The organism is Nonomuraea sp. NPDC049028, assembly GCF_043197735.1.
In the GTDB taxonomy this organism is placed as follows: domain Bacteria; phylum Actinomycetota; class Actinomycetes; order Streptosporangiales; family Streptosporangiaceae; genus Nonomuraea.
The window spans coordinates 78,799-105,053 of record NZ_JBICTR010000005.1 but is presented as its reverse complement, the minus strand read 5'-3'; the positions used below and the strand labels follow the sequence as shown (position 1 = coordinate 105,053).

General features: G+C 70.4%; 26 protein-coding genes. 5 read left to right on the top strand and 21 right to left on the bottom strand.

The genetic code is table 11. The features are described 5' to 3' along the window. Positions 1–19: 19 nt before the first annotated feature. The 8 genes from ACGFJ2_RS20025 to ACGFJ2_RS19990 are packed head-to-tail and all read right to left on the bottom strand — an operon-like array spanning position 20 to position 6,803. Positions 20–802 carry a hydrogenase maturation protease gene (locus tag ACGFJ2_RS20025; RefSeq protein ID WP_357938460.1) on the bottom strand — a complete coding sequence of 261 codons (783 nt, stop codon included), beginning with the start codon at positions 800–802 and terminating at the stop codon, positions 20–22. Continuing rightward, positions 786–1,814 (bottom strand): hypothetical protein, encoded by a 1,029-nt coding sequence (locus tag ACGFJ2_RS20020; RefSeq protein WP_393470240.1) that lies wholly within the window; start codon positions 1,812–1,814, stop codon positions 786–788. Before ACGFJ2_RS20020 ends, ACGFJ2_RS20025 begins: the two co-directional genes overlap by 17 nt. Before the next feature lie 3 nt (positions 1,815–1,817). Further along, positions 1,818–2,513: a DUF6084 family protein gene (locus ACGFJ2_RS20015; protein ID WP_393470237.1), complete on the bottom strand. Its 696-nt coding sequence runs from the start codon at positions 2,511–2,513 to the stop codon at positions 1,818–1,820. After that, the gene (locus ACGFJ2_RS20010) at positions 2,510–2,722 is read right to left on the bottom strand and encodes a hypothetical protein (protein ID WP_358176556.1); all 213 of its coding nucleotides are present in this window, start codon (positions 2,720–2,722) and stop codon (positions 2,510–2,512) included. Before ACGFJ2_RS20010 ends, ACGFJ2_RS20015 begins: the two co-directional genes overlap by 4 nt. Further along, positions 2,719–3,414, bottom strand: coding sequence for a DUF5947 family protein (locus ACGFJ2_RS20005; RefSeq protein ID WP_393470233.1), 696 nt, complete (start codon positions 3,412–3,414; stop codon positions 2,719–2,721). Before ACGFJ2_RS20005 ends, ACGFJ2_RS20010 begins: the two co-directional genes overlap by 4 nt. An 11-nt stretch (positions 3,415–3,425) precedes the next feature. After that, positions 3,426–3,941, bottom strand: a complete 516-nt coding sequence (locus ACGFJ2_RS20000) for a NifU family protein (protein WP_357938450.1) — start codon at positions 3,939–3,941, stop codon at positions 3,426–3,428. A 9-nt stretch (positions 3,942–3,950) separates the two neighbouring features. Then, positions 3,951–5,744 (bottom strand): nickel-dependent hydrogenase large subunit, encoded by a 1,794-nt coding sequence (locus tag ACGFJ2_RS19995; RefSeq protein WP_357938448.1) that lies wholly within the window; start codon positions 5,742–5,744, stop codon positions 3,951–3,953. 18 nt (positions 5,745–5,762) lie between these two features. After that, complete coding sequence (locus tag ACGFJ2_RS19990; RefSeq protein ID WP_357938447.1) at positions 5,763–6,803, bottom strand: hydrogenase expression protein HypE; 1,041 nt, start codon at positions 6,801–6,803, stop codon at positions 5,763–5,765. 282 nt (positions 6,804–7,085) lie between these two features. Between ACGFJ2_RS19990 and ACGFJ2_RS19985 the strand changes: the two genes are divergently transcribed. Beyond that, positions 7,086–7,991, top strand: a complete 906-nt coding sequence (locus ACGFJ2_RS19985) for a hypothetical protein (RefSeq protein ID WP_357938445.1) — start codon at positions 7,086–7,088, stop codon at positions 7,989–7,991. A 40-nt stretch (positions 7,992–8,031) separates the two neighbouring features. On the opposite strand, the gene ACGFJ2_RS19980 is transcribed toward ACGFJ2_RS19985, so the two are convergent. Both ACGFJ2_RS19980 and ACGFJ2_RS19975 read right to left on the bottom strand, forming a co-directional pair. Continuing rightward, on the bottom strand, positions 8,032–8,994 hold the full coding sequence (locus ACGFJ2_RS19980; RefSeq protein ID WP_358176562.1) for a sulfotransferase: 963 nt from the start codon (positions 8,992–8,994) through the stop codon (positions 8,032–8,034). A 104-nt stretch (positions 8,995–9,098) separates the two neighbouring features. Continuing rightward, a complete protein-coding gene (locus tag ACGFJ2_RS19975; protein WP_358176565.1) occupies positions 9,099–10,073 on the bottom strand; it encodes a Gfo/Idh/MocA family oxidoreductase in 975 nt (324 codons plus the stop codon). A 128-nt stretch (positions 10,074–10,201) separates the two neighbouring features. On the opposite strand from ACGFJ2_RS19975, the gene ACGFJ2_RS19970 reads away from it, so the two are divergent. Then, positions 10,202–10,819: a TetR/AcrR family transcriptional regulator gene (locus ACGFJ2_RS19970; protein ID WP_393470227.1), complete on the top strand. Its 618-nt coding sequence runs from the start codon at positions 10,202–10,204 to the stop codon at positions 10,817–10,819. Between the two features lie 145 nt (positions 10,820–10,964). On the opposite strand, the gene ACGFJ2_RS19965 is transcribed toward ACGFJ2_RS19970, so the two are convergent. After that, positions 10,965–11,291 carry a hypothetical protein gene (locus ACGFJ2_RS19965; protein WP_393470224.1) on the bottom strand — a complete coding sequence of 109 codons (327 nt, stop codon included), beginning with the start codon at positions 11,289–11,291 and terminating at the stop codon, positions 10,965–10,967. Positions 11,292–11,955: 664 nt separating this feature from the next. Here ACGFJ2_RS19965 and ACGFJ2_RS19960 point away from each other — a divergent pair. Beyond that, a complete protein-coding gene (locus ACGFJ2_RS19960) occupies positions 11,956–13,521 on the top strand; it encodes a hypothetical protein (RefSeq protein ID WP_393470221.1) in 1,566 nt (521 codons plus the stop codon). On the opposite strand, the gene ACGFJ2_RS19955 is transcribed toward ACGFJ2_RS19960, so the two are convergent. Together ACGFJ2_RS19955 and ACGFJ2_RS19950 are read right to left on the bottom strand one after the other, a co-directional pair. Beyond that, a complete protein-coding gene (locus ACGFJ2_RS19955) occupies positions 13,518–14,798 on the bottom strand; it encodes a tetratricopeptide repeat protein (RefSeq protein ID WP_393470218.1) in 1,281 nt (426 codons plus the stop codon). The genes ACGFJ2_RS19960 and ACGFJ2_RS19955 overlap by 4 nt on opposite strands. Then, the gene (locus ACGFJ2_RS19950) at positions 14,798–15,598 is read right to left on the bottom strand and encodes an NB-ARC domain-containing protein (RefSeq protein WP_393470215.1); all 801 of its coding nucleotides are present in this window, start codon (positions 15,596–15,598) and stop codon (positions 14,798–14,800) included. The genes ACGFJ2_RS19955 and ACGFJ2_RS19950 overlap by 1 nt, the downstream gene beginning before the upstream one ends. Before the next feature lie 138 nt (positions 15,599–15,736). Between ACGFJ2_RS19950 and ACGFJ2_RS19945 the strand changes: the two genes are divergently transcribed. Together ACGFJ2_RS19945 and asnB are read left to right on the top strand one after the other, a co-directional pair. After that, on the top strand, positions 15,737–16,105 hold the full coding sequence (locus ACGFJ2_RS19945; RefSeq protein ID WP_357938432.1) for a hypothetical protein: 369 nt from the start codon (positions 15,737–15,739) through the stop codon (positions 16,103–16,105). Between the two features lie 155 nt (positions 16,106–16,260). Then, a complete protein-coding gene (asnB, locus tag ACGFJ2_RS19940; protein WP_393470212.1) occupies positions 16,261–18,075 on the top strand; it encodes an asparagine synthase (glutamine-hydrolyzing) in 1,815 nt (604 codons plus the stop codon). 12 nt (positions 18,076–18,087) lie between these two features. Here asnB and ACGFJ2_RS19935 read toward each other — a convergent pair whose 3' ends face one another. From ACGFJ2_RS19935 to ACGFJ2_RS19900, 8 genes are all read right to left on the bottom strand, one after another. Next, positions 18,088–20,322 (bottom strand): polysaccharide lyase 8 family protein, encoded by a 2,235-nt coding sequence (locus tag ACGFJ2_RS19935; protein WP_393470209.1) that lies wholly within the window; start codon positions 20,320–20,322, stop codon positions 18,088–18,090. A 7-nt stretch (positions 20,323–20,329) separates the two neighbouring features. Next, positions 20,330–20,833 carry a hypothetical protein gene (locus tag ACGFJ2_RS19930; RefSeq protein ID WP_393470206.1) on the bottom strand — a complete coding sequence of 168 codons (504 nt, stop codon included), beginning with the start codon at positions 20,831–20,833 and terminating at the stop codon, positions 20,330–20,332. 495 nt (positions 20,834–21,328) lie between these two features. Beyond that, positions 21,329–22,066 carry a YcnI family protein gene (locus ACGFJ2_RS19925; RefSeq protein ID WP_393470203.1) on the bottom strand — a complete coding sequence of 246 codons (738 nt, stop codon included), beginning with the start codon at positions 22,064–22,066 and terminating at the stop codon, positions 21,329–21,331. 68 nt (positions 22,067–22,134) lie between these two features. Next, positions 22,135–22,713, bottom strand: coding sequence for an MFS transporter (locus tag ACGFJ2_RS19920; RefSeq protein WP_393470200.1), 579 nt, complete (start codon positions 22,711–22,713; stop codon positions 22,135–22,137). A 2-nt stretch (positions 22,714–22,715) separates the two neighbouring features. Then, positions 22,716–23,237, bottom strand: coding sequence for a DUF305 domain-containing protein (locus tag ACGFJ2_RS19915; RefSeq protein ID WP_357938421.1), 522 nt, complete (start codon positions 23,235–23,237; stop codon positions 22,716–22,718). Between the two features lie 238 nt (positions 23,238–23,475). Continuing rightward, on the bottom strand, positions 23,476–24,300 hold the full coding sequence (locus tag ACGFJ2_RS19910) for an anti-sigma factor domain-containing protein (protein WP_393470196.1): 825 nt from the start codon (positions 24,298–24,300) through the stop codon (positions 23,476–23,478). After that, complete coding sequence (sigK, locus tag ACGFJ2_RS19905; protein WP_357938417.1) at positions 24,297–24,824, bottom strand: ECF RNA polymerase sigma factor SigK; 528 nt, start codon at positions 24,822–24,824, stop codon at positions 24,297–24,299. Before sigK ends, ACGFJ2_RS19910 begins: the two co-directional genes overlap by 4 nt. 411 nt (positions 24,825–25,235) lie before the next feature. Further along, positions 25,236–26,051 (bottom strand): SAM-dependent methyltransferase, encoded by an 816-nt coding sequence (locus ACGFJ2_RS19900; RefSeq protein ID WP_393470193.1) that lies wholly within the window; start codon positions 26,049–26,051, stop codon positions 25,236–25,238. Positions 26,052–26,255 lie beyond the last annotated feature (204 nt).

Below are 26,255 nucleotides of genomic sequence, written 5' to 3'. Positions count from 1 at the left end.
GGTCCATCGATGGCTTCGATCAAGTCTCGACAAGGGATCGGACCGTCTTGAGTGCCGGACCGAGGGCCGCGCGTACCGGCTCGCTCAGCTCGACCAGCACGTCTTCGTCCGGCTCCCCGGTCATCACGGTCTCCGGTTCGCAGGCGACGACGAGCACCCGGCGCGGTATCCGGCCCAGCTCGGCGGCCAGCCGGAGCACGCGTACCGGATCCATGCCGTGGGTCTCCATGGGTACGCCCGCCTCCGGCTCGGCCGGTTCGAGTACGGTCAGCGTCCCGGGAGCCTCCCCACGGGGCGCGGCGTCCACGAAGATCACCGTGTCGTAGTCGCGTTGCAGGGCGTAGGCCAGGTCCATGCCGCGGATCCCGAAGTCCACGACGTCCACTCCGGGCGGCAGGTCCTCGGCCGCCAGCAGCCGCGCCACCTCGACGCCGAAGCCGTCGTCGCCCAGGAAGATGTTGCCGATGCCCGCGACCAGGACGCGGGCGGGCCGGCTCTCCGCCACGATCGGCTCCACCTCCTCGGCGGAATAGAAGAACCGGTGTCCGGGCAGCTTCGCCTCTCCCAGGTCGCGGCCGGGGTCCTCCTCAAGGGTGACGGCCAGGTGGAGGGCGCCCGCCTCGTCCTGTTCGACGCTCTCGACGACGGCCACCCGGCCGCCGAGGGCGAGGTCGAAGACGTCCGCCCGCGATCGTGGGCGCAGCCGCACCCGGCTGCCCGCGCCGAGTGTCACGCCGTCCACGATCACCGTGTCCGGGCCCCGTCGTTCCATCCGGGCCCAGAAGTCATCCGTCGCGGTCATGTACCGGCTCCTCTTCGATCAGCGGACGGATCTCGCGTACCGTGCCGTGCAACCGCATGAGCCGCTCGGGTGTGAGCGAGGCGCATCGGTCGAGGATCTCCCTGGCCCGGGGATCGCCGTCGCGGATCTCCCGCCGCTCCTCCTCGGTCAGGGCGAGCACGCTCAGGGTGAGCAACTGGTCGATCTCAGTGGCGTCGAAGAGGTCACCCGGGCTCTCCGGCGCGATCCGGGGGTAGTCGTACAGGATGATCGGCGCCGAGAGCATGGTGTGCCGCTCGCCCTCCTCGCCCACCAGGACCGGCCAGGCGCCGGCGTTGTCGCAGCCTTCCGCGAGCGGCCGCAGTTCCTCCGGCGGGTCGGTCAGGGAGACGAAACGGCCGCGCGGCGCGTGCAGGACCGTGTGCGCGGAGAGGAACGCCTGTTTCAGCCCTTCGGTACGGCTGCCGCCCGCCCAGCCGGTCGTGTTGACGACCTCGACGGTGATCCGGAAGAGGCCGGGCGCCGGGCGTTCCGCGCTGATCTCGACCCACCCGCGCAGCGCCCGCCAGCTGCGCGAAAGCGCTCCGACCCCCCGCCCGTCCGGGCCGATCAGCCATTCGACGTCCCCGCCCTCGGGTATGTCGATGTCCACCACGGCGGCCCGCTGGACGAGACCCGCGAGGTCGAGCCCGAGCGCGGCGACCTCCCGCTCGGTCGCCTCGTCCCTGGCCACGTGACGCTCGCCCCCGGCCGTCAGCTCCGCGACCGGTACGAGCTCCTCGCCGGTGCCGCGCGCGACCTGGCGGGCGACGGAGTGCAGGAAGCACACCCGGACGTCGATCGTGTCGGCCGGGTCCGCCTCGATCAGCACCTGGGTGCGCATCAGCGAGGAGTCGCCCGTCTCGGCGCACCGCTCCGGGTAGACGCCGCCCAGGGTCCAGCGCTGCGCGTTCTTGAGCGCCGAGGGGCGGTAGGGCCACAGCAGGTAGCCCTCGTACAGGACCGCGCGCGCGACCTTTGTCACCTGGTCCATCGATCAGCCACCGTCCTGCTCTTTTCCCTGACGCTCGCGTACCAGCAGCGCCGACACGACGTCGTCCCAGGTCGCCAGCGTGTGCCGGACCTTGTAGTCGTACAGCCGGTCGAAGGCGTCGCGGTCCAGCCGGAGCCAGGCGCTGCGCGGGAAGTAGTGCTCCATGACGTCCTTCCAGACCTGGACCGGCATCCGGAACGCGACGTCGGTGTCCCACGGGATCCGGGCCGCCCGCAGCAGGCCGGCGTCAAGGTAGAAGATCGTCCCGCTGAACAGGAAGGTCAGCGGGACCTCACCGTCCGGCAGGGAGTGGAAGTACTTGGCGACCGCCACCTCGAAGTCATAGGTGCAGGCCACGTCGATGCTCGCCACCGTGTGCCCGTCGAAGCCGGGTACCTGCGTCACCACCCGCGCCCACAGCAGGCTCCTCGACGTCCGGCCCCAATCCTCGGGCGCGCCGAACAGGTCGGTGAGCCGCCGCCGGGTGGGCGGGTCGTACTGGCGCCGGGCGGCGTCGATGCGGATGTGGGTGTCCAGCGCGACGCTGCGGATCGGCGACGGGCCGGCGCCGTCGATCCGCAGCGTGAACCGCACCGTCGGCACCGCGGCGAACTCCACCGCCTCGGCGCTCTCGATCACGAACCTGAGCGCCGGCGGCGGCGCGTCCTCCCGCGTGGCGAAGGCGGAGTCCGGCCTCATGCCGGGGACAGGTTGGGCATGGCCGGGTCGATCGGGTCATGGTCCTTCGGGTTGATCCCGGTGGATCGCGCCGCCGTCGAGCGGCCGTCGGGAAGGTGACCCGGTTGCTGCTCGTAGTTGCCGACCGAGTTGCCCTCATGGACGCCCTTCAGATGCGCGGTCATGTCGGGCCGCGCATCGGGGCGGCCCACCTTGATGGAGCCGGTCATCGTGGAACTCCTTTCGACACGCCCACGGGCATGGGCATGGGCTTGGCTCGGCGCCGCAGTTCGGCGAAGAAGGCGCCGACCTCGTTCCAGACGTCCTGGCCGCCGGCCAGGCCCTTCCAGTGAGACCTGAGCACGGCGACGAGGGCGAAGCAGTCGTCGATCGGCACCAGCCAGTGGTCTCGCGCGTCGCGCGTCCGGTTGACCAGCAGCGCCTCCACGTCGGGGGTCAGCCGCCGCAGCACGGGGTTGGCCTCCTCCACCGCGGCCCAGGCGGCCGGCTCGACCGCGGCCTCGACCGCGCCGGCCGGGCCGGGGTATCGGATCACGGTCCGGCCCTCGGCCGAGTCGTGACAGGCGAAGGCCATCTGTACGGGAATGTCCAGGGACGCCCAGGTGGCGTCGTCGAGGACGAAGTCCGGCAGATACCACCGGCGGTCGGGCACCAGGCGGTAACGGTCCCCTTCGGCCGGTGGATGCTCGAAGAGCAGCGCGCACGGGCGGCAGGCACAGCGCGGTTCGCGGACCGCCGGTTCGAGCAGGTGCCGGTGGTCGGCGGGGATGGGCGCGGCACACAGCTCACACCGGCAGGGGTTGCCGCCGTGGTCGGCCGCATCCTGGTCAGCCGCCGGCTGGTCAGCCGCGCGTCGCTCGGCCGTCCGGTCGATGAGGCCGCGCAGACCCCCTCGTGCCATGCCGCGCTCCCTCACGACGTCCGCGCGCCGGGGTTGCGGCGCAAGGCGTCGATGGAGATCAAGACGGGTGGCGGGCCGATCTCCTCGATCTCCACCCGGTCGAGCTCCGGGGCCGCGTTGCGGATCGCCTCCTCCAGCAGAGCCGCCCGATCGGCAGTGCCGCAGCCGCCGCGACCGCGCAGGAGCCGTACGCTCGCCACGCCGTCCGCCACGGCCACCGTCTCCACGGCCGCGCCGCCGAGCCGGGGCCGTACACCGCTCACGGCCTTCTCCACCCGGGCGGACACGTCCAGCGGGTGCAGGTCGTGCAGCACCAGCAGGTAGGAGACCAGTTCGTCCTGCGCGAGCGCCGGCCCGAGCCGTTCCCCGCCGATCGCGACGATCCGGGCGAGCGCCTCGCCGTACAGGTCGAGCAGCGCCTGGAGCACCTCGATGGTGGACTCCGGGTCGGGCAGCGACTCGACGCCGTCCAGCAGGGCGTCCACCCGGGCCAGCCGGTCGGCCACCTCACGGTCGGTCAGTGACATCGTCCGCCCCTAACCGGAGATGCTCGTGCCCAGCGTCGGGGAGTGCACCTGCTTGAGCACCTTCCCGTCGCCGAGGTACATGTGGACGCCGCACGGCAGGCAGGGGTCGAAGCTGCGGACCGTACGCATGATGTCGATGCCCTTGAAGTTCTCCGGGCCGTTCTCCTCGAAGATGTGCATGCCCTGGACCGCGTCCTCGTACGGACCGGGAGTGCCGTAGACGTCCCGCGGGCTGGCGTTCCACGGCGTGGGCGGGTACGGGTGGTAGTTGGCGATCTTGCCGTCGCGGATCACCATGTGGTGGGACAGAACCCCGCGTACCGCCTCGTGGAACCCGCAGCCGATGGCGTCATCGGGCACGTCGAAGTCGGCGAAGACCCGCGTCCGGCCGGCGCGTACCTCGGCCATCGCCTGGTCCAGGAAGTGGAAGGCCATCGCGGCGGAGTAGGCGACGAAGTAGATGCGGGCCCGGTTGCGCTCGATCGTGTTTGACCATTTGGGGATCTTCCACTCGAACCGCATCTCCGGCAGGACCGCGCTCTTGGGCAGGTTGATCTCCACGCTGCTGCCGGTCGCCCGGACGCCTCCGGTGTCGACGATGCCGGCCAGCGCCGTCGTCCAGAGCCGCGCGAGGGCCCCGCCCCCGGTGTCGAGCGCGAGGTGATCGCCCGTGCGGTCGTCGTACCAGCGGGGGCTCATCACCCAGCTGTAGTTGCCGCCCGCCAGGTCGCGCTTCTGCGGCTTCGGCAGTGTGGTCTGGTTCCACGGATGACGCCGGTCCACCGGGTTGCCCAGCGGGTCGTGGGTGACGAAGACCTCCTCGTTCACCCAGTCGTCGTAGAACGAGCTGCCCAGCAGGATCCGCATGCCGAGGTTGATGTCCACCAGGCTCGTGGTGCGCAGCTCGCCGTCCAGGACGATGCCCGGAGTGACGAACATGCCCCGGCCCCACTCGCCCATGTTCCGGTAGTCGTAGTCGACCACGGCCGGGTCCTGGAACGAACCCCAGCAGCCCAGCATCGTCCGCCGCTTGCCGACCTCCTCGTACCCCGGCAGCGCCTCGTAGAAGAAGTCGAACAGGTCGTCGTTGAGCGGGACGACCTTCTTCACGAAGTCGAGCACCCTGAGCAGCCGGGACAGGTAGTCGGTGAACAGCTGGGGCGTCGCCACCGTGCCCACGCCACCCGGGTAGATCGTCGAGGGGTGTACGTGCCGCCCCTCCATCAGGCAGAACATCTCCCGGGTGACCCGGCTGACCTGCAGCGCCTCGCGGTACATCGCGCCGGTGAACGGGTTGAACGCCCGCATGATGTCGGCGATCGTCCGGTACCCGTGGATGTCGCCGTGCGGTGCCTCGGTGGTCTCCGCCCTGCGCAGCAGGGTGGGGTTGGTCTCCTTGACGATCTGCTCGCAGTAGTCGACGAAGACCAGGTTGTCCTGGAACAGGGTGTGGTCGAACATGTACTCGGCCGCCTCGCCGAGATTGATGATCCATTCGCCCAGCGGCGGCGTCTTGACGCCGTAGGCCATGTTCTGGGCGTAGACCGAGCAGGTCGCGTGGTTGTCGCCGCAGATGCCGCAGATGCGGCTGGTGATGAAGTGCGAGTCCCGCGGGTCCTTTCCGCGCATGAACACGCTGTAGCCCCGGAACAACGAGGAGGTGCTCTTGCACTCGACGACTTCCTTGTTGTTGAAGTCGATCTTCGTGTAGATCCCCAGGTTGCCGATGATGCGGGTGATCGGGTCCCAGGACATCTCGACCAGTTGCCGAGTCTCCTGAGCCTCCTTGGATCGGATGGTCACCGCGACGTTCCCTCTCCCCTAGCTATGGTCCGGTTGGTAGCCGCTGGTCAGCTCAGGCCGGTTGTGGCGCCACTTCGGCTCCTTGTTGACCGTCCTGTTGGTGATGCCGCGCAGCTTGCGGATGAACGACCCGTACGCCCCGGTGGCGGTGGAGGAGACCAGCGCGCCGGGTGGCTGGTCCATGAACGGCATGAACTTGTCCGGGAAGCCGGGCATCGTGCAGCCGATGCAGATGCCGCCCACATTGGGGCAGCCGCCGATCCCGCCCATCCAGCCGCGCTTGGGGACGTTGCAGTTGACCACCGGCCCCCAGCAGCCGACCTTGACCTGGCATTTGGGGGAGTTGTAGTCCTTGGCGAAGTCGCCCTGCTCGTAGTAGCCGGCACGGTCGCACCCCTCGTGCACCGTCTTGCCGAACAACCAGGTCGGTCGCAACTCCTTGTCCAGGGGGATCATGGGAGCCAGCCCAGCGGCCTGGTACAGCAGCCAGGTCAGGGTCTCCATGAAGTTGTCGGGCTGCACCGGGCAGCCCGGCACGTTGATGATGGGCAGCCCGCCGGCCGAGCGGAAGTCGTGGCCCAGGTAGTCGCCGAGCCCCATGCTGCCCGTCGGGTTGCCCGCCATGGCGTGGATGCCGCCGTACGTCGCGCACGTGCCTATCGCGACCACCGCCCACGCCTGCGGCGCGAGCCGGTCGATCCACTGGTTGACGGTGATCGGCTGTCCGGTGACCGGGTCGTTCCCCATCGACGTCCAGTAACCGTCGCCGTTGATCTGCTCGTTGGGGATCGACCCCTCGACCACGAAGACGAACGGGCGTAGCTGGCCCTCCGCGGCCTGGTGGAAGGGGGCCATGAAGTCCTTGCCCACCTCCGCCGCCAGCACCTTGTTGTGCAGATGCACCTTCGGCAATCCGGGCACCAGGCCGAGCAGCACCGCTTCGAGGCTCGGATTGGAGGCCGCCGTCACCGAGACCGTGTCGCCGTCGCAGCTCATGCCCTCCGAGGTCCACAGCACGTGAACCTCGTCCACAGCGGTTTTCGTCGTGGTTTCGCTCATGTACCCGGCCCTCGTCTCGGCAGCTGGGGGAATGCCGTAGGTATCGCCCCTAATGACAACGAGTAAGCATTCGATGCACATAGTGACCACGTCGATGGAGGAATGCGGACGACCAGGTCACTTCCCTTACCGATTCCTGCATGTTCGGGGAGGCGGTCCACATGATGCGCCCTGCGTGGACCAGGGCGTGTATTATCCATACTATTTAGGTAGGAATAAGGGAATGCAAAGGGTCGGTGAGCAGCGGTGTCGCACTCCACGTCGTGGCCTAGCCTCGAGTCCATGTCGAACCCCACGGACGTTCCCGCTGCCCTGCTCCCCGACCCTGACCGCGCGACCGTCGCGATCGCGCCACCGATCGCGGGCGAAGGGCACTGGGCGGGGGGTCCCAGCGCGGTCGCGGCGGACGGGCTGATCTACCTCGCCTACCGGCTGCGCCGCCCCGTGGGGGAGGGACGCGGGTACGCGGTGGTGGTGGCCCGTTCGGTGGACGGCGAACGGTTCGAGACCCTGACGACGATCACTCGCGAGGAGATGGCCGCCGAGTCCCTGGAACGGCCCACCCTGGTACGCACCGAGGACGGACGCTGGCGGCTGTACCTGAGCTGCGCCACCCCGGGCACCAAGCACTGGCGGGTGGAGGTGCTGGAGAGCGACGACCCCGCCGGGTTCGACCCGCGCTCGCGCGAGACCGTCCTGCCCGGCGACCCCAAGACCGGTGTGAAGGATTCGGTGATCGTCCGGCGCGACGGGAAGTGGCACCTGTGGGCCTCCTGCCATCCGCTGGCCGACTCCGACGAGGCCGACCAGATGGTGACCGACTACGCCACCAGCGCCGACGGCCTGGAGTGGACGTGGCACGGCACGGCGCTGAGCGGGCGGCCGGGGCTGTGGGACGGGCGGGGCGTACGGATCAGCTCGGTACGTTTCGACGGTGACCGGGTGCTGGCCTTCTACGACGGGCGGGCCAGCGCGGCCGAGAACTACGAGGAGCGCACCGGGATCGCCGTAGGGACCGACCCCGGCGAGCTGACCCCGGTGGGGACCGCCCCGGCGGCCATGTCGCCGCACGCGGGCGGCGGCCTGCGTTACCTCGACATCGTCGACCTGCCGGACGGGCGGATCCGGCTGTACTACGAGTACACCCGCGCCGACGGAGCCCACGAGCTGCGCACCGAGCTGCGCTGATCGTCAGGGTGGCCGGTCTTTCTGGGGCTGCCGCTGATCGTCAGGACGGGTGCGGGCGCCCGTTCCTGGACTGCCGCTGGCCGGGCGGCCGGCTGCCGACCAGGCCGCCCGAACGCTCCCTGGGCCTGAGCCAGTCGCTGAAGTCCTCGCCGGTGACCTGCTGAAGGAGCCGGATGTCGTCGGTGAAGTACGGAATGAGCTGGCGCCGCTGCTCCCAGGTCAGAGGGCGGCGCGGGGCGGCCCGCCGCTGGAGCAGCTGCTCGACGGGATCGGCCAGAGCCCCGGGCAGGAGCCGCCGGACCGAGGACAGCACCGCGTGCCGGGGGCTCGCGTCGGGATGCGCCGTCACGTTCTCCCTCGGCATCTCGGTCAGCAGCCCCCGCTCCACCCCGAGGAAGCCGCAGATCCGGTCGAGCGTGTCGGCCGGCCGGTCGACGAGGTCCCGGTAGCGGAAGAGCAGCACCTGCTCGCGCGGGAACAGCTCGTACAGGGCGGCCAGCTGCTCGCCGTACCGGCCGAGTCCCACGTAGTGCCAGAAGTGCGCCCACCCGGCCGCGATCCGTTTACTCTCCGCCTCGCAGGCGCGCACCACGTCGCCGATCGGTTCGAGCCCGGCCGACCACAGGTGGGTCCAGTTGGAGTGGGCGCGCTCGACCGGGTCCCGCACGATCACGATGAGCCTGGCGTGCGGGATGGCCGCCTTGATGCGCCGCTGCGCGTCCCGGTCGTACAGGTAGAAGGGCGTGCACTCGCCGGCCAGCGTCCCCGCGGGCGCCGCGGCGAACAGCGCCTCGTAGTCCTCGCGGCGCCAGACGTGCTCCCGGTACGTCTCCACGTCGCCGGGCCCGCCCTTGGCCGGTGGCGGGCCGTCGGTGAGGAAGTACTTGGGCTCCTTCACCTGTGGCAGGAAGAGCTGCGGATGCCGCTGGAGAGCGGCGTGCAGGGCCGTCGTTCCCGCCTTCGGAACCCCTACGACCAGGAAGTTCGGCATATCCACGGTCATCCCTCCAAATCCCGGCGCCTAACATCCAATTTCCTACCAGTTATATAGGATGTTCAAGTAGGTAATTGGACAGGGGATGCTCACCGTGTGAGGGCCGGGGCCGGCTACTGGATGCCGCGGAGGGGAAGTCCCGCCTTGCGATAGATGTCGTCGATGACCGTCATGTTGGCGACGGAGTCCGCAGGCGGGGTCAGCGGCGGGGTGCCCTGCTCCACCGCCGCCACGAAGGCGCGTAGTTGGCAGGTGTACGTCGCGTCGCCCGCGACGCGCTCGCGGCGCCGCCGGCCGTCGACGGTCACGGTCATCCGGTGGAAGAGCTGCGGGGCGATGAAGTTCGTGATGCGCAGCGACCCGCGTTCGCCGTCGACCCGCGCGGCGATCTTGAGCAGGTTTCCCGACCACATGGAGGCGTGGATCCGCCCGGTCGCGCCGGTGGGGAAGCGCAGGTCGGCGGCCATCGCCCGGTCGACGCCCGGTGATCGCAGCAGGGCCGCCGCGCTCACGACCGAGGGCTCGCCCGGCCCGAGCGTACGCAGGCAGTGCACCGCGTAGCAGCCCGCGTCCATGAGCGCGCCGCCGCCGAGCTCCAGCGAGTAGCGGATGTCGGAGAAATTGGGGAGCGGAAAGCACATCCATGTCTCGACATGCCGGACCTCGCCGAGTTCGGTGGCGACGATCTCGAGAGCCCGTTCCATCAGCGGGTGATACCGGTAGTGGAACGCCTCCATGACCACCACGCCGGACTTCGCGGCGGCGTCCGCGACGGACCGCGCCTCGGCGGCGTTGGAGGTGAACGGCTTCTCGGCCAGCACGTGCTTGCCCGCCTCGATCGCCTTGAGCGTCCACTCGGCGTGCAGGGCGTTCGGCAGCGGGTTGTAGATCGCGTCCAGGGAGGGGTCGGCGATCACTTGCTCGTAGGAGTCGTGGACGAGCCGGATGCCGTGCTTGGCCGCGAACTTCTCGGCACGCGACCGATCCCGGGCGGCCACCGCCGCCACCTCGACCTCGGGCACGGCGCGGGCGGGCTTGACGAGCGCCATGGGGGTGATGCGAGCTGCGCCGAGCGTCCCGATTCGCATGATCGCATGATGCCAGACCGGCGTGCCGCGTGTCGCTTTGCCCGGGCTTGACAGCTGATCTGTTGGAGTGGACGGGGGTTACCTCGCGTATGGAGGAGCGGATCGCGGGCGTTCAGGAAAGGAGCCGCGTGGAAAGGATCATCTCGGCCGCGACGCGGTTGTTCGCGGCCCTCGGATACGACGCGACGACGATGGGGCAGATCGCCGAAGCCGCCGACCTGAGCATCGAGACCGTCATGGAGCTCGCCGGTTCGAAGCGGGAGCTCTATCTGGCGGTGATGGGGCGCGGCTACACCGCGCAGAAGGCCCTGCTGGAGCACGCCCTCGCCCGTTTGGACGAGTCGGGAGCGCCGCAACTGGCGGCGAGTGTCCACGCCCTGGTCGACGACTACCTGAACTTCTGCCTCGACAACCCCGACGTCTCCGCGCTGCTGATGCACCGCTGGCTGGGCGACGCCGCCGATCTGCAGAACCTGGAGCAGATCTACAACGAGCCGTTGGTCCATGCGGTCTACAGCAAGTTCAACAGCGCCGCCGCGGCGGGCCTCATGGACTCCGAGGCCGACGTGGAGCTCTGTGTGCGAGCGATCGCCTGGTCCGTCATCATTTTCGTGCGCTACGCCACGATGAGCACGCCCCTTTCCAGCTTCTCCGAAGGCGAAAGGAGCGTGGACCGCTTCCGCGTCCACCTGCACCGGATCACCACCCGGATGCTCGGCCTGGCGCCTCCGAGCGCGACTTCCTGACTCCCCGCAGGGGCCTGGTTCCGGCCGACGCGAGATTCCGGAATTCACCACCAAGCACGCCGAAGAATGCGCCTTTACATGGGGGATCGCTCCGCGCGATGATGCCGCGCGGAGCGTCCGTTGTGCGTGGGTCGGTGCTGGTGGGTCAGTGGTCGTCGTTCCACCAACCATTGTCGTGGTGATCCCACCAGTGGTCATGGCCGTGACCGTGACCGCCCATGCCGCCACCGCCGCCGCCGCTCTTGCACCACTGCTTGGACCAGTGGCCGTGGCTCCAGCAGAACTTGCACCAGTTGTGGTGACTGTCCCACATCCACTTGCACTTCTTGGCCACGCTCTGCGGCGTGGTGCCCGCGAGCTGGGCGGTGGGCGGGCAGGCGCTCGCGGCGCTGGCGGCCTGCGTGGTGGCCGTTCCGGTGACGATTACGGTGGACGCCGCCAGGGCGGCGCTGAGAAGCAGACGCTTGAGCACCAGAGATCACTCCCTGAATGACGATCGTTCCCCCGATGATGATGGGGATCGGATGAGAGCGCCGGATTCGGTTTCCCGGGATACGCCGATACGGCATGAACATATCCCACCATAATCCCGGCGAGCGGCCCGGTCTCCCGGCGACAGGCAAAGCCTCATTTCACAACATGGGGCCACATAATGCGAATGCATCGGATATGTCGGGAAATGCGGCATCGCGCGAGGAGGGGCGCCCCAAAGCATCATGCCGGGAATTCATCGTCTTCACCGGAGAGGCGATCGGCGCTTCCCCCGGCTCTTCAACGACACACCAGGAAAATGGTAAATGACGGAAAAGGTGATTGCCTGGCGCTCGCCCACGTGCGGCCCTCCCAGACCGGCGCCCCACGCCGCCGTCGCTGTGGCGGCCGGCGCGGCCCGGTATTGGCGCGCCGAACAGGCCGCATCGACGGCTGCCCACGCCGCCGCCTCATCCATCGACAAGACCTCCCGGGGAATGGGCGGCCGCGTACCATGTACGACGGGTTCGCGGCATATGGTGGGCTTTTACTGCGGAATCGGGCCGGTCGGAGTGGTGGTGAGCGGCGAGGGTTGGCTTCGTGTACCGATCGGCGCCGGGTCTCGCCGTTGGCGCACGGTCGGCACCAGCCGGAACATCCTCGCGGTGGCGCGTACGGTCACCTCGGCGAGCCGGCTGCTGGACGTGCTGCCGCTGTTCCGTTCGGATCCTCGCGTCCAGGTGCTGTTCACGGTCGCCGCGGGTTCGGCGTTCGACGACGGGATCGGCGACTATCTGCGGGACGTCGAGGCACGTGTCGTCTCCTGGGCGCAGGCCGTGGACACTCCCTTCGACCTGGCCGTCTCCGCCAGCGCCAACGGCGACCTGCACCGGCTGAGGGCCCCGCTGCTGCTGGTTCCGCACGGCGCCGGGCACAACCGGCTGCTTCCCGCCGCGGGCGGCGTCTCGGGTCTCGCCCGGCGCCAGCTGGTGCACGACGGCCGGCTCGTACCGGCGGCCATCGCCCTGCCGCACCACGAGCAGCTGACCCGGTTGGCGGGCGAATGCCCGGAGGCGGTGCCTCTGGCCGTGGTGACCGGCGATCCGTGCTTCGACCGGATCCTGGCGAACGCCGCGCGGCGCGACCGCTACCGGCGCGCCCTCGGGACCGGCGACCGCAAGCTGGTGCTGATCAGCTCCACCTGGGGCGAACACTCCCTGCTCGGCGCCAACGACGACCTGGTCGCGCGGCTGACGGCCGAGTTGCCGGTGGACGAGTACCAGGTGGTCCTGGCCGCGCATCCGAACGTCTGGTACGGCCACGGCGGCCTGCAGGTCCGGCTGTGGCTGGGGGACGCCCTCGACGCCGGCCTGGTGCTGCTGCCTCCCCGGCAGGGCTGGCAGGCGGCGCTCCTGGCGGCGGACGTGGTCGTGGGCGACCACGGGTCGGTCACCTTCTACGGCGCCGCGCTGGGCCGCCCCACCCTCCTGGCCTCGTCCGGTCGGGAGGCCGAGGAGCTCGATCCGGCCTCCCCCACGGCCGCGCTGTCCCGGGCGCTGCCCCGCCTCGACCCGCGGCGGGACCTGCTGGGGCAGATCGAGCGGATCATGGACACGTACCGGCCGGGTGCCTATGACGAGGTCACCGGGCGGACGCTGGGCGAGTCCGGCCGGGCGGGCACGTTGTTACGGCACGTCGCGTACCGGCTGATGGACCTCGAACCCGGACCCGAGCCCGCCGCCACCGCGCTGCCCGATCCCTTGGGGGAGCGTGGCGAGGTGCTCTCGTTCCTGGTCGAAGCCGAGGTCCAGGACGGCACCGTGTCCCTGCGCCGCTTCCCTGTGGCCGGCGCGGGGCAGCGCTTCCCCGTGACCGGTGAGGGGGAGCGCGTACGAGACCCGCATCTCGTCGTGGACGCCGAGGAGCCGGACCGGCGGCGGTTGGAGACGGCGGCCATCATCGTCCGCGGGGACCCGGCCGACGGCTGGGCGGCGGAGACTCTGCGGTGCTATCCCGGCTGTCTCATGGCGGCCGAGGTGGTCGGTGCGCGGCGGGTCCGTCTGGCGCTACGGGACGGGCGGCGTTTCGACGTCACCGCGTCCGCCGGAGCGCGTGGCGACCTCGACCCCCGGTGCCTGCCGTCCGCGGTGTACGGCTGGCTGGTCAACGGCGACGGCCCCTTGACCACCGTCCGGGTCGGCGACCGGGAAGCGGCCATCGACCTCGCTTAGTCGCCGCTCAGGCGGGCGCGGAGTTCCTCGGCCTTGGGCAGGTTGCCGGAGGCGAGGCAGACCGCGATGGCCTGCCGCAGATAGCCCCCGGCGTCCCTGGGGTCGAGGTCGGCCAGCAGCTCCAGGGCACGCGTCTCCTTGGCCGGAATGCGGCGCTCGCGCATGATGTCCACGGCGATCCGTGCCGAGTGCAGCGCCTGCGCGGAGTGGCCGAGCTCGCGGTGGGCCTCGCCCAGGACGAGGTGGATCTTCCCCTGGCTGAGCCGGTCACCGGCCGAGATCATGAGAGCCAGAGCCCGGTCGAAGGCGGCGATCGCCGCTTCGTGCCGGCCCGCGCGGCTGTGGACCAGGCCGAGATGGTAGCTCTGCAGGCCGATCCCCCGCGTGTTGCCCAGCCCTTCGTGGATGGCCAGCGCGGCGGCGAAGTGGGCGACGGCATCCTCCATCAGTCCCCGGGCCTGGCCGAGGGACTCCAAGGCGGAGGCTTGGGCCAGGGCGGCCTGCCCGAGCGACTCCAGGACGACCGCCTCCATCCTCGGGTCAGCCGCCTCGCGGGCCGCCTGATGCGCGTGGACCAGCTCGGCCTGGGCCTGGTCGGTTTCGCCGAGCTCCAGGTGGGCGCGGGCCACCTGGTTCCGCATCCTGGCCTCCACGGCACGGTCGCCGACGCGGAGCGCCGCGGCCACGCCCAGCCGGTTGGTCTCGATCCAGTCCGCGTAGTGCTTGCGCTCGTGATAGAGCGGCCACAGGGCCTCGGCCAGCTGCCAGACCAGCTCGTCCCATTCACCTGCCGCCGCCGCGCGCAGTAGCGCGAGCACGTTGGGGCGCTCCTTCTCCAGCCAGTCGAGGGCCGCTCCAGGTGTGGCGAACGGCAGGCCGACGGCCGACAACCGCTCCCGATGGTCGGCCAGGCGCAGCCGGGGACCCATGGCGGCGTCGGCGGCGGCCACCTGCCCCAGGTACCACTCCGCCACCCGCCGCAGCGCCGCCTCCCGCGCCTCGGGCGGGTCCACGCGCCGCGCGCACCGGGCCGCGTGCAGCCGGACCAGGTCATGGAAGCGGTACGTGTCGCCGTCGAGCTCCTCGACGAGACTCGCATCGAGAAGCAGGTCCAGCGCGTGGTCCGGCTCGCTCTCCAGGACGGCCCGCGCCACCCCGGCCGAGAAGCCGGGGCCGGGCAGCGTGCCCAGCAGGCGGTAGAGCCGGGCCGCCTGCTCCGGCAGCCCGGTGTACGCGGAGTCGAAAACCGCTTCGACGATCGCTCTGCCCTCCGTCATCAGGTGGTCCAGCCGTCGTTCGGCGTCCCGCAGCTCGCCGACCAGCCGCTCGACCGTCCATGTCGGCCGTTGGACCAGCCGCGCCCGGCCACCCGCAGGGCGATCGGCAGGCCGCCGCACAGCCGTACGAGCTCGCTCACCCGCTCCCGCTCGGCGGCGACCCGGTCCTCGCCGAGCATGCCCGAGAGGAGTCGTACCCCCTCCTCGTCCTGGAGCGGCGCGACTCTGACCGGCCGCGCGCCCGCGACGAGCAGCTCGCCGAGCTGGTGGTGGCTGGTCACGACGACCGCGCTCGCGGCGGAGGCGGGGAACAGCGGCGTCACCTCGGCGGCGTGCTCGGCGTCGTCCAGCAGCACGAGCAGCCGCAGGTCGGCCGTCATGGAGCGGAACATGGCCGCCCGTTCCGGCAGCTCCGCCGGGATCCACTCCTCATGGACGCCGAACGCGCGCAGGAACCCGCCGAGGACGTCGCTGACCTCGGTGCCGCCCCGGTGCCGCAGCGCGCCGAAGTCGGCGTACAGCTGGCCGTCGCTGAACCGCTCGTGGACCTGGTGCGCCCAGCGGCGGCTGACCGCGCTCTTGCCGACTCCCTTGAGGCCGCTGACCACCGCGATCGCGGGTCCCTCCTCAAGGAGAAGGAGGCGGTCGAGCAGCGCCAGCTCAGTGGTCCGGTTGACGAAGCCGGGCGGCGCGGCGGGCAGCTGCCGGGGGATCCGTACGGGCGGCGGAGGCGTGGCGCCTATGGTCACGGACCCTATGTCCCTGGCCTGCACCACCCCGCCGGACACCTGTCCGGACACCTCGTTGCGTATATCAGCGTCGTTCGCCTGCCCAGCGCTCTCCGGCCCAGCCACGGTTCAGTAGTGTTCCCGTCGCACTGGATCGTGGCAAGCGGAGCGCTAGTCTGGGAGAACGTCCTTGACGAAAAGAGCTGCGCGATGGATCCGAGCGTCATTCCCGCTCTGGCGGCGGTCATATCGGCGATTGTCGGCGGCGCCGCGGGCGAAGCCGGCAAGAATGCCTGGACCTCTTTGACGGGCCTCGTACGCCGCCGTTTCGGCGACGACGCCGTAGCCGCCATCGAAACAGCGCAAACCCCGGAGGAAACCGCCAAAAGCCTGGTCGAACGCGCCCAGGAAGACGCTGAATTCGGGCAGAACCTGACGTCGTGGACCACGGAGACGGCCAGACTCGTCCAGACCAAGCACGACGTGTCCAACACGATCAGCGGCGACGCCCGGATCACCGGCCCGGTGCTCCAAGCGGGCGACATTTTCGGGTCGATCAATTTCGGCAAATCCAGTTAGGACTGAAAGGTTCGCCCGATACCGCCATTCCAGCGGTTGAGCGCCTGATTTGTACGAGCCCTTCCGTTCCCGTCCATAGACCAACCGCCTACGCACGGATACGTTGCACGTATCCCGATATGAAGACACCCCCAAACCCTTGGGAGGACTCTCGCATGTGCGGAATCGCCGGATGGGTGGACTTCAGCCGCGACCTGGCCCGTGAACATGGCACAGCCCAGGCCATGACCGAGACCATGAGCTGCCGCGGCCCGGACGATCGGGGGTTGTGGCTGTCACCGCACGCCATACTCGGCAACCGGCGGCTCGCGGTCATCGACGTCGAGGGCGGCCACATGCCTATGACGGCCGAGGGCCCGGTCGTCATCACCTACAGCGGGGAGATCTACAACTTCGTCGAGCTGCGGGCCGAACTGGCGGCCAAGGGGCACCGCTTCCGCACCAGGAGCGACACCGAGGTCGTGCTCCACGGCTATCTGGAATGGGGCGCGGGTGTCGCCGACCGGCTCAACGGCATGTACGCCTTCGCCATCTGGGACGACCACGCCCAGGAGCTCCTGCTGGTGCGCGACCGCCTGGGCGTCAAGCCGCTCTACTACTACCCGCTGCGCGATGGCGTGCTGTTCGGCTCGGAGCCGAAGGCGATCCTCGCCAACCCGCTGGTCGAGCCGGTGGTGGACACGGACGGCCTGCGCGAACTGCTCACCTTGGGCAGGAGCCCGGAGCGGGCCGTCTTCAAGGGCATGCGCGAGCTGCGCCCCGGCCACCTGCTGCGGGTACGCCGGGAAGGGCTGGCCATCCGCCGCTACTGGGCGCTGGAGCCACGCGAGCACACCGACGACCTCGACGTCACCGTCAGCACGATCCGCGCCCTGCTCGAGGACATCGTGGGCCGCCAGCTCGTCTCGGACGTGCCCCTGTGCAGCCTGCTGTCGGGCGGCCTGGACTCCAGCACCATCACCGCGCTGGCCAAGAAGCACGGGCAGATCCGGTCCTTCGCCGTGGACTTCGCCGGATACGCCGAGCAGTTCCAGCCCGACGAGCTGCGCGGTGATCCGGACGCGCCGTTCGTACAGGAGCTCGCGCGCTACGTCGACTCCGACCACACCGACATCATGCTCGACACCGCGGAGCTGACCGACCCGCGCCTGCGCTCGTCGGTGGTGCGCGCCTTCGACATCCCGAACTTCCTCGGTGACATGAACGGCTCCCTGTACATGCTGTTCAGGGCGATCCGCGAGCACTCCACCGTGGCCCTGTCCGGTGAGTCGGCCGATGAGCTGTTCGGTGGGTACGCGTGGTTCCACGCGCCGCAGGCGGTCGAGGCCGACACCTTCCCGTGGCTCGCGATGGTGCTGCGTGACCATGACCCGGCCGATCTGCTCGACAGGGCGCTGTTCGACCGGCTCGACCTGCCGTCGTACACCGCGGACACTTACCGGAGCGCGCTGGCCGAGGTGCCGTACCTGCCTGGCCAGAACGCCCTCGAACGGCGGATGCGGGAGGTCTGCTACCTGCACCTGACCCGGTTCCTGCCGGTCCTGCTGGACCGCAAGGACCGGTTGAGCATGGCCGTCGGCCTGGAGGTCCGGGTGCCGTTCTGCGACCACCGGCTGGTCGAGTACGTCTTCAACACGCCGTGGGCGATGAAGACCTTCGACGGCCGGGAGAAGAGCCTGCTCCGCGCCGCCGCCGGCGACCTGGTGCCCGAGTCGATCCTGCGGCGGGTCAAGAGCCCCTACCCGGCGACCCAGGACGTCGCCTACGAGCAGGCGCTCCGCGACACGTTGAGCGGCCTCGTCCGCGCCGGGACGGCGCCGGTCCTGCCGCTGCTCGACGCGGCGGCCGTCAGGGAGCTCACCGCGGCCCCGGTCGGCAAGACGACCACGACGATGTCGAGGATGAGCCTGGAGCTGGCCCTGGACCTGAACGTCTGGCTCGAGTCCTACGGCGTCCGCCTGGACCTGTAGGCGAGGTCGCCCCTAGCCCAGCCGTACGGTGATCGTCTTCGAGCTGCCGCCCCGGTCCGACAGCCGCCCCCACCGGAGGGTGAGTCCCGCGCCCGTCGTGGCGCTCACCAGGAGCGGATCGCCGCGCAGCACCCGGGTCACCGGCCGGTCCCAGGTCACGGTCAGCTCACTCAGGTCGCGCCGGGGATCCGACACCGTCAGCGTGGCCGTGCCGTCGCCGCACTCCTTGACGAGGACCGCGCACGGAGCGGAGGCGGTCAGGCCACCGACCGCTCCGGCGTTCCAGAAGTTGACGGCGGTCAGGCCGAGCGATGGCACCTGGACACCCTGCTGGCGCGCGGTGTTGGCCAGGACGCGTAACCAGGTCGGGTCGGTGGCGCGGGCGCGGGTCCGCGCCGGGGTCGCGCCCGGGAGGAGCACGTAGAAGTAACCGGCCGCGTCCGGGTCGATCCCGTGGTCGAGCCAGAGGGTCACATAGCTCCGGGTCACCGAGCCGGCGGCGCGGTTCTCGCGCAGCGTGCGCAGGAGGCCGTGGAAGACGTAGCCGCCGTGGCCCGCCAGGTGCGCCCAGCCCGCCTTCTGGTCGAGGGTGAGGAGCGCGCCGGTCCGGCGGTTGTCCACGATGGTCTCGACCGGCACACCGTCCCGCCCGGTGATCCCGGCCCCCAGGCAGATCACGGCGTCATCGAGGAAGAACCACGACTTGAACGCCTCCATCGTGCTCTGGAGGCCGTTCAGGTGCTGGCCGACCGTCGCGTACCTGCCGTCCGTGGCGCCGCCAACCCAGCGGCCCGGCGGGCAGGTGTCGCCCCACGCCGCGCCGGCGCCGTCGGCCAGCCGCTTGGTGGAGACGGTCGTGCCCGGCAGGCGGTAGGGGTCGACGGTGGCCCAGAAGGAGTCGGAGTACTGGTCGCCGTGGCCCTTCGCCCACCAGTAGAGCATTCCCGAGCCGGTGTGCCAGCCGCGTAAGTTCTCGCCGTTGCCGTGCTCGTAGTGGCCGATCCGGTAAGAGGCCATGCTGAGCCCCGCGCACCAGCCCGGCCCCCGGTGGACGGCGCGGGCGCTCATCGGCAGCAGCCTGTGCCCCGCCGGTTCCGGCGCCGCGGGGATCGTCTCGTCGTCCAGGATCGCGGCCAGGCGGGCGTGGAACCCCAGGTCGGCCTCTTCGAGCATCGGCTGGACCGTGTCACGTACCGCCCAGCCCTTGACCATGGCCTGCCAGCGGGTCCGGGCCGCGACGGGCGCCGCGTCCCCGAGCAGCAGGATCGCCGAGGCGATCAGCCGCCCCCTCCTGTGGTCGCCGTACGCATCCCGGCCGATCCCCCGCCCGCTGACCAGGTCCATGCAGAAGCCGTCGTGGATGAACGGCGCGAACGACCGCTCGACCATGTCGAAGAGGTTCGGGGCGGCGATCTCCCACGGAGTGCCGCGCAGCACCGCGAACAGCGTCGCGAGGCCGGACAGCATCACCATTCCGTATCCGCCCTGGTAGGGGATGGAGGTGTGCTGGATGAACGAGCCGTCCCGGTAGAAGCCGTCGCCCTCGGTGACGTACGGGAAGACCGGCTCCAGCGCCGAGACGGCCAGCGCGGCCTTGTCCGCGTCGGCTCTGAGGATGGCGCGCAGCAGCGTCACCGTGCACAGGTCCACCCGGTTGGCTCCGGTGCTGTTGCCGCTGTAGTCGTCCAGGCGCCATTCGGGCACGAAGTGGTCCACGGCCTCGCTCAGCGCCCGGCTCTGCGCGTCCGTCAGGTGCGGGCCGATCAGCAGGGCCACGTCGAGGAGCCGCTTCGGGGTGCCGATCTGCCAGGGCCACCAGTTGCCGACCGGGCGGGCGCCCGCCGCGTACACCTGCCGCCGGTAGTGGTCGAGACCGGTGGCGACGGCCGCGGCCAGGCTCGCGTCGCCGGTCAGGCCGGTCCCGGGTAAGGCGTACGCACGGGCCATGGCCTGCAGCCGCACCGGGGTCTGGACGAAGGACGGGAACGCCAGGCCGGGCCAGAGCGACGTGCCGGTCGGCGCCATGGTGTCCCGGTAGCCGGCCGCCGTGCTGCCCAGTTGTACGAGCCTGGTCCGGTACGGCTCCGCGGTCGCGTCGAACCCCCCGCCCGCCGTCACGTCCCGCCACCGGCGGCGCAGGAGGGCGAAGTCCGCCGAGTGGGCCGATCCCCGCGCGGCGGGGACCAGCCCACCGGCCACGGCGGCACCGCCGAGCCGCAGGAACAACCGCCTGGAGTACTCGTTCACGCAGGGATCAGTGGCCGGAGACGATCTGGATGAGCTGGGTGGCGGCGGAGAAGTCGGCGGTCAGCCGGTTCTTGGTCACCGCGAACGCGCGCAGCCGCTCCGGAGAGATCAGCCGCACACCGGGGACGTCGCCCATGAGCGCGGCGTACACGCGCGCGATGGCGCGGGCCGAGGTCTTGCCGCCCGCCGGGATGTCGGCCGCCAGAATGTCCGCCCGGTTGCCCAGAGCGGCTGACGGGAACGTTGCCGCCGGGCCCGCCCTGAACATCGGCGAGTCCGGCGGCATGCCCGCCATCATGTCCGCGGCGCCCTCCTGGTCCTCCAGCCGGGCCAGGCGGCCGTGCTCGGCGGCCGGCATGCCGAAGTAGAGCTCGTCGGCCACGCCCAGCGGCCCCACGGCGTCCACCACCTGCTCGCCGTGCTGGTAGACGGCGACCTGCACGCCACGTTCGGCTCCGGACTTGACCATCCGGGCGATGGCCTGCTGGACCTGCTGCTGGATGTCGCTCATCACCGCGCCCCTCCGCCTGCTGCTACCGCTGTCGCGGGTGTAGACAGGCTATGAACCGTTGCTAGCGCTCGCTACGCCAACCTGTGGTTGCCAGAAGAACTGTGATCGAAGCTTCCGACCGACCGCTACCGAAAGTAATCGTATGGTAATGTTCAGCAACAGCCGGGTGCCTGACTGGCGCTCGGTCCCCGCCCCCATTGGTGTTCGCACCAACGGGACAGCGTCCGGCGGGGCGGTGGCCCAAGAGCCGCACCCCATCTGGGAATGCGGAATCAGGCCCCGACAACGCGGCTCTCAACCACGGTCCGCCCGGCTCGCCGGACGGACGCGGCATCGGCTTCCACCGGATCGCCTCCCGACCTCGGCCGGAAAGCGACGAGGCTACGCTGATGTCCGTTTTACTCAGGTAAACACAGAGAGTTGAAGACGCTAACGGCCGGAAACTCATCGGGAAGGGCGTGACAGCGGCTTGTCATGCGGCCGGGGAGCGGCGCGTCAGGCGGCCGGGGAGCGCCGTCTGAGGCTCACCAGCCCCAAACCGCCGCCCAGGAGCCCGACGATGATGCCCGCCACGCCCATGACCCGGGCCGTGCCGTCGGACGTCGGCGACGATGAGGCGGACTGCTTCATCACGGCGACCGTCTGCTGCGCGGCGGGCGGAGCCGCCGTGGTCATGGCCATCCCGGCGTGCTCCCCGCCGGACGCCGCCGCCACCAGCTTCAGCGTGGGCAGCGGGTGCTCCGCCTCCGTGCCGTCGCTCTTGGGCGCGTCCGCCCACTTGACGACCTCGCCGCCGGTGTAGGTCTGCTCGGTCGGGAAGGCGATCTCGTCCACGTCCTTGGGCAGGGGCCCGACCGACACCTCGAACTCCTGGAACTGTCCCGGCTCGATCTTGCCACCCGTCCACGTGACCTTCAGGACGGATTCGGTGACCTTGTCCCCGTCGTCGGCGACCACGGGCTCGGGCAGCTTGCCCTCGGTCAGCTCGGCCTTCCAGCCGGGAACCGGCTTGACCGAGACGAAGGGCAGGGGATGGTCGGTGGGGAAGGTGACGACGAGTTTGGTGGTCGAGGCGTCGTCACGCTCGTTGGGCACCCGGAAGGCGAGCTTGGTCCAGCCGCCCTTCTCCGCGGTCCCGGGGTTGATCGTGACATGGGCGAGGGCGGGGATCGCGAGGCCCACCGTGAGGGCCAGGGCTGCCGCGGCTACGGTGCCGATTCGGCGGTAAAGCATGGGAGTCTCCACTTCGTTTTCGGAAATGCCGGACACGACGCGCTCGACTGCTCGCGTCGTTGAGGGGGTCAGGCAGAACGAAGTGGGGGGCCGCGCCGTACGACCGCGTACCGCAACATGCGCTCGCGCGGCCGGTCGGGAACGAGATCCGCGGCCACGGGGGCGGCGGGCGGCCAGAGAGGGCCGGCGACAGGCGTGAGGATCCGTACGGCGCGCGAGGCGAGACGGCGCAGCAACGACCAGAGGGCGGCCTCACCGCCGGCCAGCCACCACGCGGTCAGCAGCGTGGCGACGGCGTGACACAGGAACATGCCGGGCCAGGTGCTCTGGCCATGGACATCCGCCAGGTGCGGGGACTCGCCCGTCGAGGCGAACAGCACGTGCAGGCCCACCTGCCCCGTGCCGAGCAGCCCGATGATCAGCGGCTGGGATCGCTCCCTGCCGGCCATAGCGGTGGCCGCGGCCAGCACGACGGCGCCCGCGCCCGCGACCATGCCAGGCCCTGGGGCGTTGCCGCCCGCCAGCCAGTGCCCGATGGCGGACAGGGCCACGCAGACGACCGTGAACGAGGCCGACCGCGCAAGACGCATCGGCAGCCTGGCGCGCGTCGCGCCCACCTGCCGCCGCGAGTCCTGTGTACGGGTCACGATCAGGCCTGGTGCTCCTTGATCTCCGCGATCTGGGCCGTCTGCTCGGAGACGAGCCGAGTCGCCATCTCGATCGTGGGACCGTGCTTCCCGCCGCTCTGGGCGGACGTGGCCATCATGACGCCGTGGTCGAGGTGCTGCGAGATCAGCGAGAGCCAGAGCTTGTCGAAGGCCTTACCGGACTTCGGGGTCAGCTGGGCGACCTGGTCGGCGACGCCCTTGGTGTCCTCGGCCGGTACGGCCACCTGCCAGGACTTCAGCCACGACGACATCTTCTCGATGTCGGCCTTCTCGTTGGTCTCCAGCTTCTGGCTCAGTTCGCGTACGTACGGCGTGTCCGTGCGCTTGGCGACCAGCTCGGCCAGCTGGATGGTCTGCCGGTGATGAGTGATCATCTCCTGGCTGAAGGTGACGTCCTGCTGGTCGTAGGCGGCCATGGCAGCGGGCGCTCCCGCCGCCGACGCGGCACACCCACCGGCCAGTGTCGCGCAGAGCAGGGCGCCGACGATCGTGGTCCAACGCATGCTTCCCCTTGGGGGGTGTGGGGATGGGTCACGTGGAGATACGCGGTGCGCCGGATAACCGTTCAACAACGGGCCGGTCAGCGCGTCACTCACGAGATGGCCTCGAGTGACGCGCTCGCCGGCGCTGCCGTACCAGGTATTCGCGGCCGACCTCCGGATGGATGGGCAACCGTGGATGAGTGGCGATCGGGGTCAGGTGGTGGGCACCGCGCGGTGACCGTGTCGCGCGGTGACGGGGTCAGGTGGCGGGCAGGTTGACCAGGAACAGCGGCCGGGTGGTCGGCTGTGCGGAGCCGCCGGCCGGTTCGACGGTGACGCCGAGCTTGGCCACTCCGGGTCCCGGCGCGGCGATCACCGGCTGCGTGCGGCCTGCGGCGTCGGCGCTGAGCAGCCCGGCCGACCTGATCCGCCCAGGGGCCAGCTGCCAGAGCTGATAGACCTGGCCTTCCGGCAGATCGGCCAGCCCGGCGGCCAGGAACACCATCTTGCCCCGCGAGCGCGACACGACCACCGTGCCGCGACCGCCCTGCTTGGCCGCGGCCGTGGCGATGCGGGAGTCCGGCGCGGTCAGCACCGCGGCGACCTCCTGGTTCATCCGCCGTACCTGGTCCAGCTCGTCACGGGCCTGCAAGGCGCCGACACCGAACACGACGGCCGCCGCCAGGCAGGCCGCGACGCCCACGCCCGCCACCAGCGGCCGCCACCGCAGCCGCGGCCGAGACCGTTGGGCCCGCCCCTGTGGGCGCCGCCCAGCCCGATGCTCGGGGCGCCGCGGTGTCCCCCAGCTGTCTTCCTGGGCGGGTACGGCGACGGTCGGCGGGACCTGCCGGACCTGGTCGATCTGGGCGAATACCCGCTCCTTGAGGCCGGGCGGCGGCTCGACGGCCACGGCGGAACCCAGCCGGGCCGCGGTCTCGGCGAACGCGGCGACCTCCAGCGCGCACTCGGCGCACCCGGTCAAATGGTCCTCGAAGTGGCGCCGCTCCAGCTCGTCGTCGACGGCGTCCAGCGCGTACGCGCCGACCAGCGTGTGCGGATCGGGCCCGCCGGTCATGCCTCTCATCGCTCCACCCCCAGGCAGTCGCGCAGCCGGATCAGCCCGTCGCGCATCCTGGTCTTCACCGTCGCGAGCGGGACTTTGACCAGCTCAGCGACCTCACGATAGGAATATCCGCCGTAATAGGCGATGGTGACCGACTCTCGCTGCAACGCGGTCAGGCCCTGCAGGCAGCGGCGCAGGCGCTCGCGTTCGAGCCGGGTTTCGACGGATTCGGCGACCTCGTCGAAGGGCCGGTGCACGTCCATCCGGGCCGCTCGCTCCTCGCGATCCATACTCGCCTGAGCCGAACGGACCCGGTCGATCGCCCGGCGATGCGCGATCGTCAGCACCCAGGCCATCCCCGAGCCCCGGCCCGACTGGAAGCGCGCGGCGTTACGCCACACCTCCACCAGGACCTCCTGAGCCACCTCCTCGCTCTGGGCCCGATCCCGGAGCACCCGCAGCACAAGCCCGAACACGCGCGGCGCCACGACCTCGTACAGCCGCTCGAACGCCGCCCTGTCCCCCCGCGCGACGTCCTCCAGCAACTCCTCGACCCCAGGGACCCGCTCGCCTCCCCAGCCCGGCTCACGTCCCGCTTCGACGCGGCCCGAGGCACGTCCTGCCTCGCCACGGCCCGAGGTACGCCCCGTCTCGCTGCGGCCCGGCGACGCACGCCGGGCGTCAAAACCGCCCGACCCACGTCCCGCCTCACCAGGACCCGACGACCCATACCGGGCCTCGAAATCCCCCGACCCACGGCCCTCGCCGCGACTCGATGGCCCATACCGGGCTTCGAAACCCCCCGACGCACGTCCCGGTTCGATACGGCCCGACGTGGGTCCCGGTTCGATGCGGCCCGGTTCGCGTCCCGCTTCCATGCACCCTCCCGCCGTGACCGACGTGGCGCCGGTCACAGGTGGTTCGGATCAGAGAGCGCGATGGATGTCCTGGAGCTCCTACGGCTTTCGCGCGACCCCGCACACCGCGCTCACCAGCTTGGACGGCTCGTCCCACGCGTCACTGCGCCGCCGCCACTGGGGAGTGGGTACGACGCCGGGCTCGACAAGCTCAAGCCCCTCGAAGAACGTACCCATCTGGGCGGGACTGCGCAGGTGATAGGAGTTGGCGGCCGCCTTGTTGTAGGCGCTGACGGCCTCCATCAGGGCCGGGTTGGTGTTGGTGCCGTCGCTGAGCACGAGGTAGCTGCCCGGCGATAACGCGGCCATCAGCCGGTCGACGATCCCCCACGGGTCGTCCTCGTCGGGCACCTGCCCGGCGATGCTCAACATCACCAGGGCGATGGGCTGACTGAAGTCGAGAGTCTTGGCCGCGCCTTGGAGGATGACGTCGGGGTTGCGTACGTCGGCGTCGATGTACGCGGTGACGCCCGGCTCGGTGCTGGTCAGCAGGGCACGGGCGTGGACCAGCACGATGGGATCGTTGTCGACGTAGACGACCCGGGTCTCGGGGGCGGTGCGCTGAGCGACCTCGTGGATGTTGTTGGCCGTCGGCAAGCCGGTCCCGATGTCCAGAAATTGCCGGACTCCGGCCTCTTCCACCAGGTACGTGACCGCGCGGATGAGGAACTCCCGCTGCAGCCGAGCAACCTCGGCGAAGTCAGGAAATGTCCGAAGCAGCAGCTCACCGGCCTCGCGATCGGGCGCGAAGTGATCTTTGCCGCCCAGCAGATAGTTCCACACGCGGGCTGAATGGGGGATGGTCGTGTCAATGCGTTCCCATGCGGACTGGCCGGTGGGGCTGTCATCGCTCATGACACTCCATTCCTGAGGTTGACCGCGGCCCCCGGCCACGCTCGTCCAAGAGCCACTTTAGTGGTCTCTACGGGCATAACACGTACGAGATTTCGGCCAGCAACCACCGTCCACCACGCGCACGTCCGCACTCCGGACGTCGCACTGCGGACGTCACACTCCGGACGCCGGACGCCGGACATCGCACTCCGGACGTCGCACTCC

Coding starts and splice junctions, on each gene's coding strand:
- ACGFJ2_RS20025 (WP_357938460.1), bottom strand. CDS start 802: ATGACCGCGACGGATGACTTCTGGGCCCGGATGGAACGACGGGGCCCG.
- ACGFJ2_RS20020 (WP_393470240.1), bottom strand. CDS start 1,814: ATGGACCAGGTGACAAAGGTCGCGCGCGCGGTCCTGTACGAGGGCTAC.
- ACGFJ2_RS20015 (WP_393470237.1), bottom strand. CDS start 2,513: ATGAGGCCGGACTCCGCCTTCGCCACGCGGGAGGACGCGCCGCCGCCG.
- ACGFJ2_RS20010 (WP_358176556.1), bottom strand. CDS start 2,722: ATGACCGGCTCCATCAAGGTGGGCCGCCCCGATGCGCGGCCCGACATG.
- ACGFJ2_RS20005 (WP_393470233.1), bottom strand. CDS start 3,414: ATGGCACGAGGGGGTCTGCGCGGCCTCATCGACCGGACGGCCGAGCGA.
- ACGFJ2_RS20000 (WP_357938450.1), bottom strand. CDS start 3,941: ATGTCACTGACCGACCGTGAGGTGGCCGACCGGCTGGCCCGGGTGGAC.
- ACGFJ2_RS19990 (WP_357938447.1), bottom strand. CDS start 6,803: ATGAGCGAAACCACGACGAAAACCGCTGTGGACGAGGTTCACGTGCTG.
- ACGFJ2_RS19985 (WP_357938445.1), top strand. CDS start 7,086: ATGTCGAACCCCACGGACGTTCCCGCTGCCCTGCTCCCCGACCCTGAC.
- ACGFJ2_RS19980 (WP_358176562.1), bottom strand. CDS start 8,994: ATGACCGTGGATATGCCGAACTTCCTGGTCGTAGGGGTTCCGAAGGCG.
- ACGFJ2_RS19975 (WP_358176565.1), bottom strand. CDS start 10,073: ATGCGAATCGGGACGCTCGGCGCAGCTCGCATCACCCCCATGGCGCTC.
- ACGFJ2_RS19955 (WP_393470218.1), bottom strand. CDS start 14,798: ATGACGGAGGGCAGAGCGATCGTCGAAGCGGTTTTCGACTCCGCGTAC.
- ACGFJ2_RS19945 (WP_357938432.1), top strand. CDS start 15,737: ATGGATCCGAGCGTCATTCCCGCTCTGGCGGCGGTCATATCGGCGATT.
- asnB (WP_393470212.1), top strand. CDS start 16,261: ATGTGCGGAATCGCCGGATGGGTGGACTTCAGCCGCGACCTGGCCCGT.
- ACGFJ2_RS19930 (WP_393470206.1), bottom strand. CDS start 20,833: ATGAGCGACATCCAGCAGCAGGTCCAGCAGGCCATCGCCCGGATGGTC.
- ACGFJ2_RS19925 (WP_393470203.1), bottom strand. CDS start 22,066: ATGCTTTACCGCCGAATCGGCACCGTAGCCGCGGCAGCCCTGGCCCTC.
- ACGFJ2_RS19915 (WP_357938421.1), bottom strand. CDS start 23,237: ATGCGTTGGACCACGATCGTCGGCGCCCTGCTCTGCGCGACACTGGCC.
- ACGFJ2_RS19910 (WP_393470196.1), bottom strand. CDS start 24,300: ATGAGAGGCATGACCGGCGGGCCCGATCCGCACACGCTGGTCGGCGCG.
- ACGFJ2_RS19900 (WP_393470193.1), bottom strand. CDS start 26,051: ATGAGCGATGACAGCCCCACCGGCCAGTCCGCATGGGAACGCATTGAC.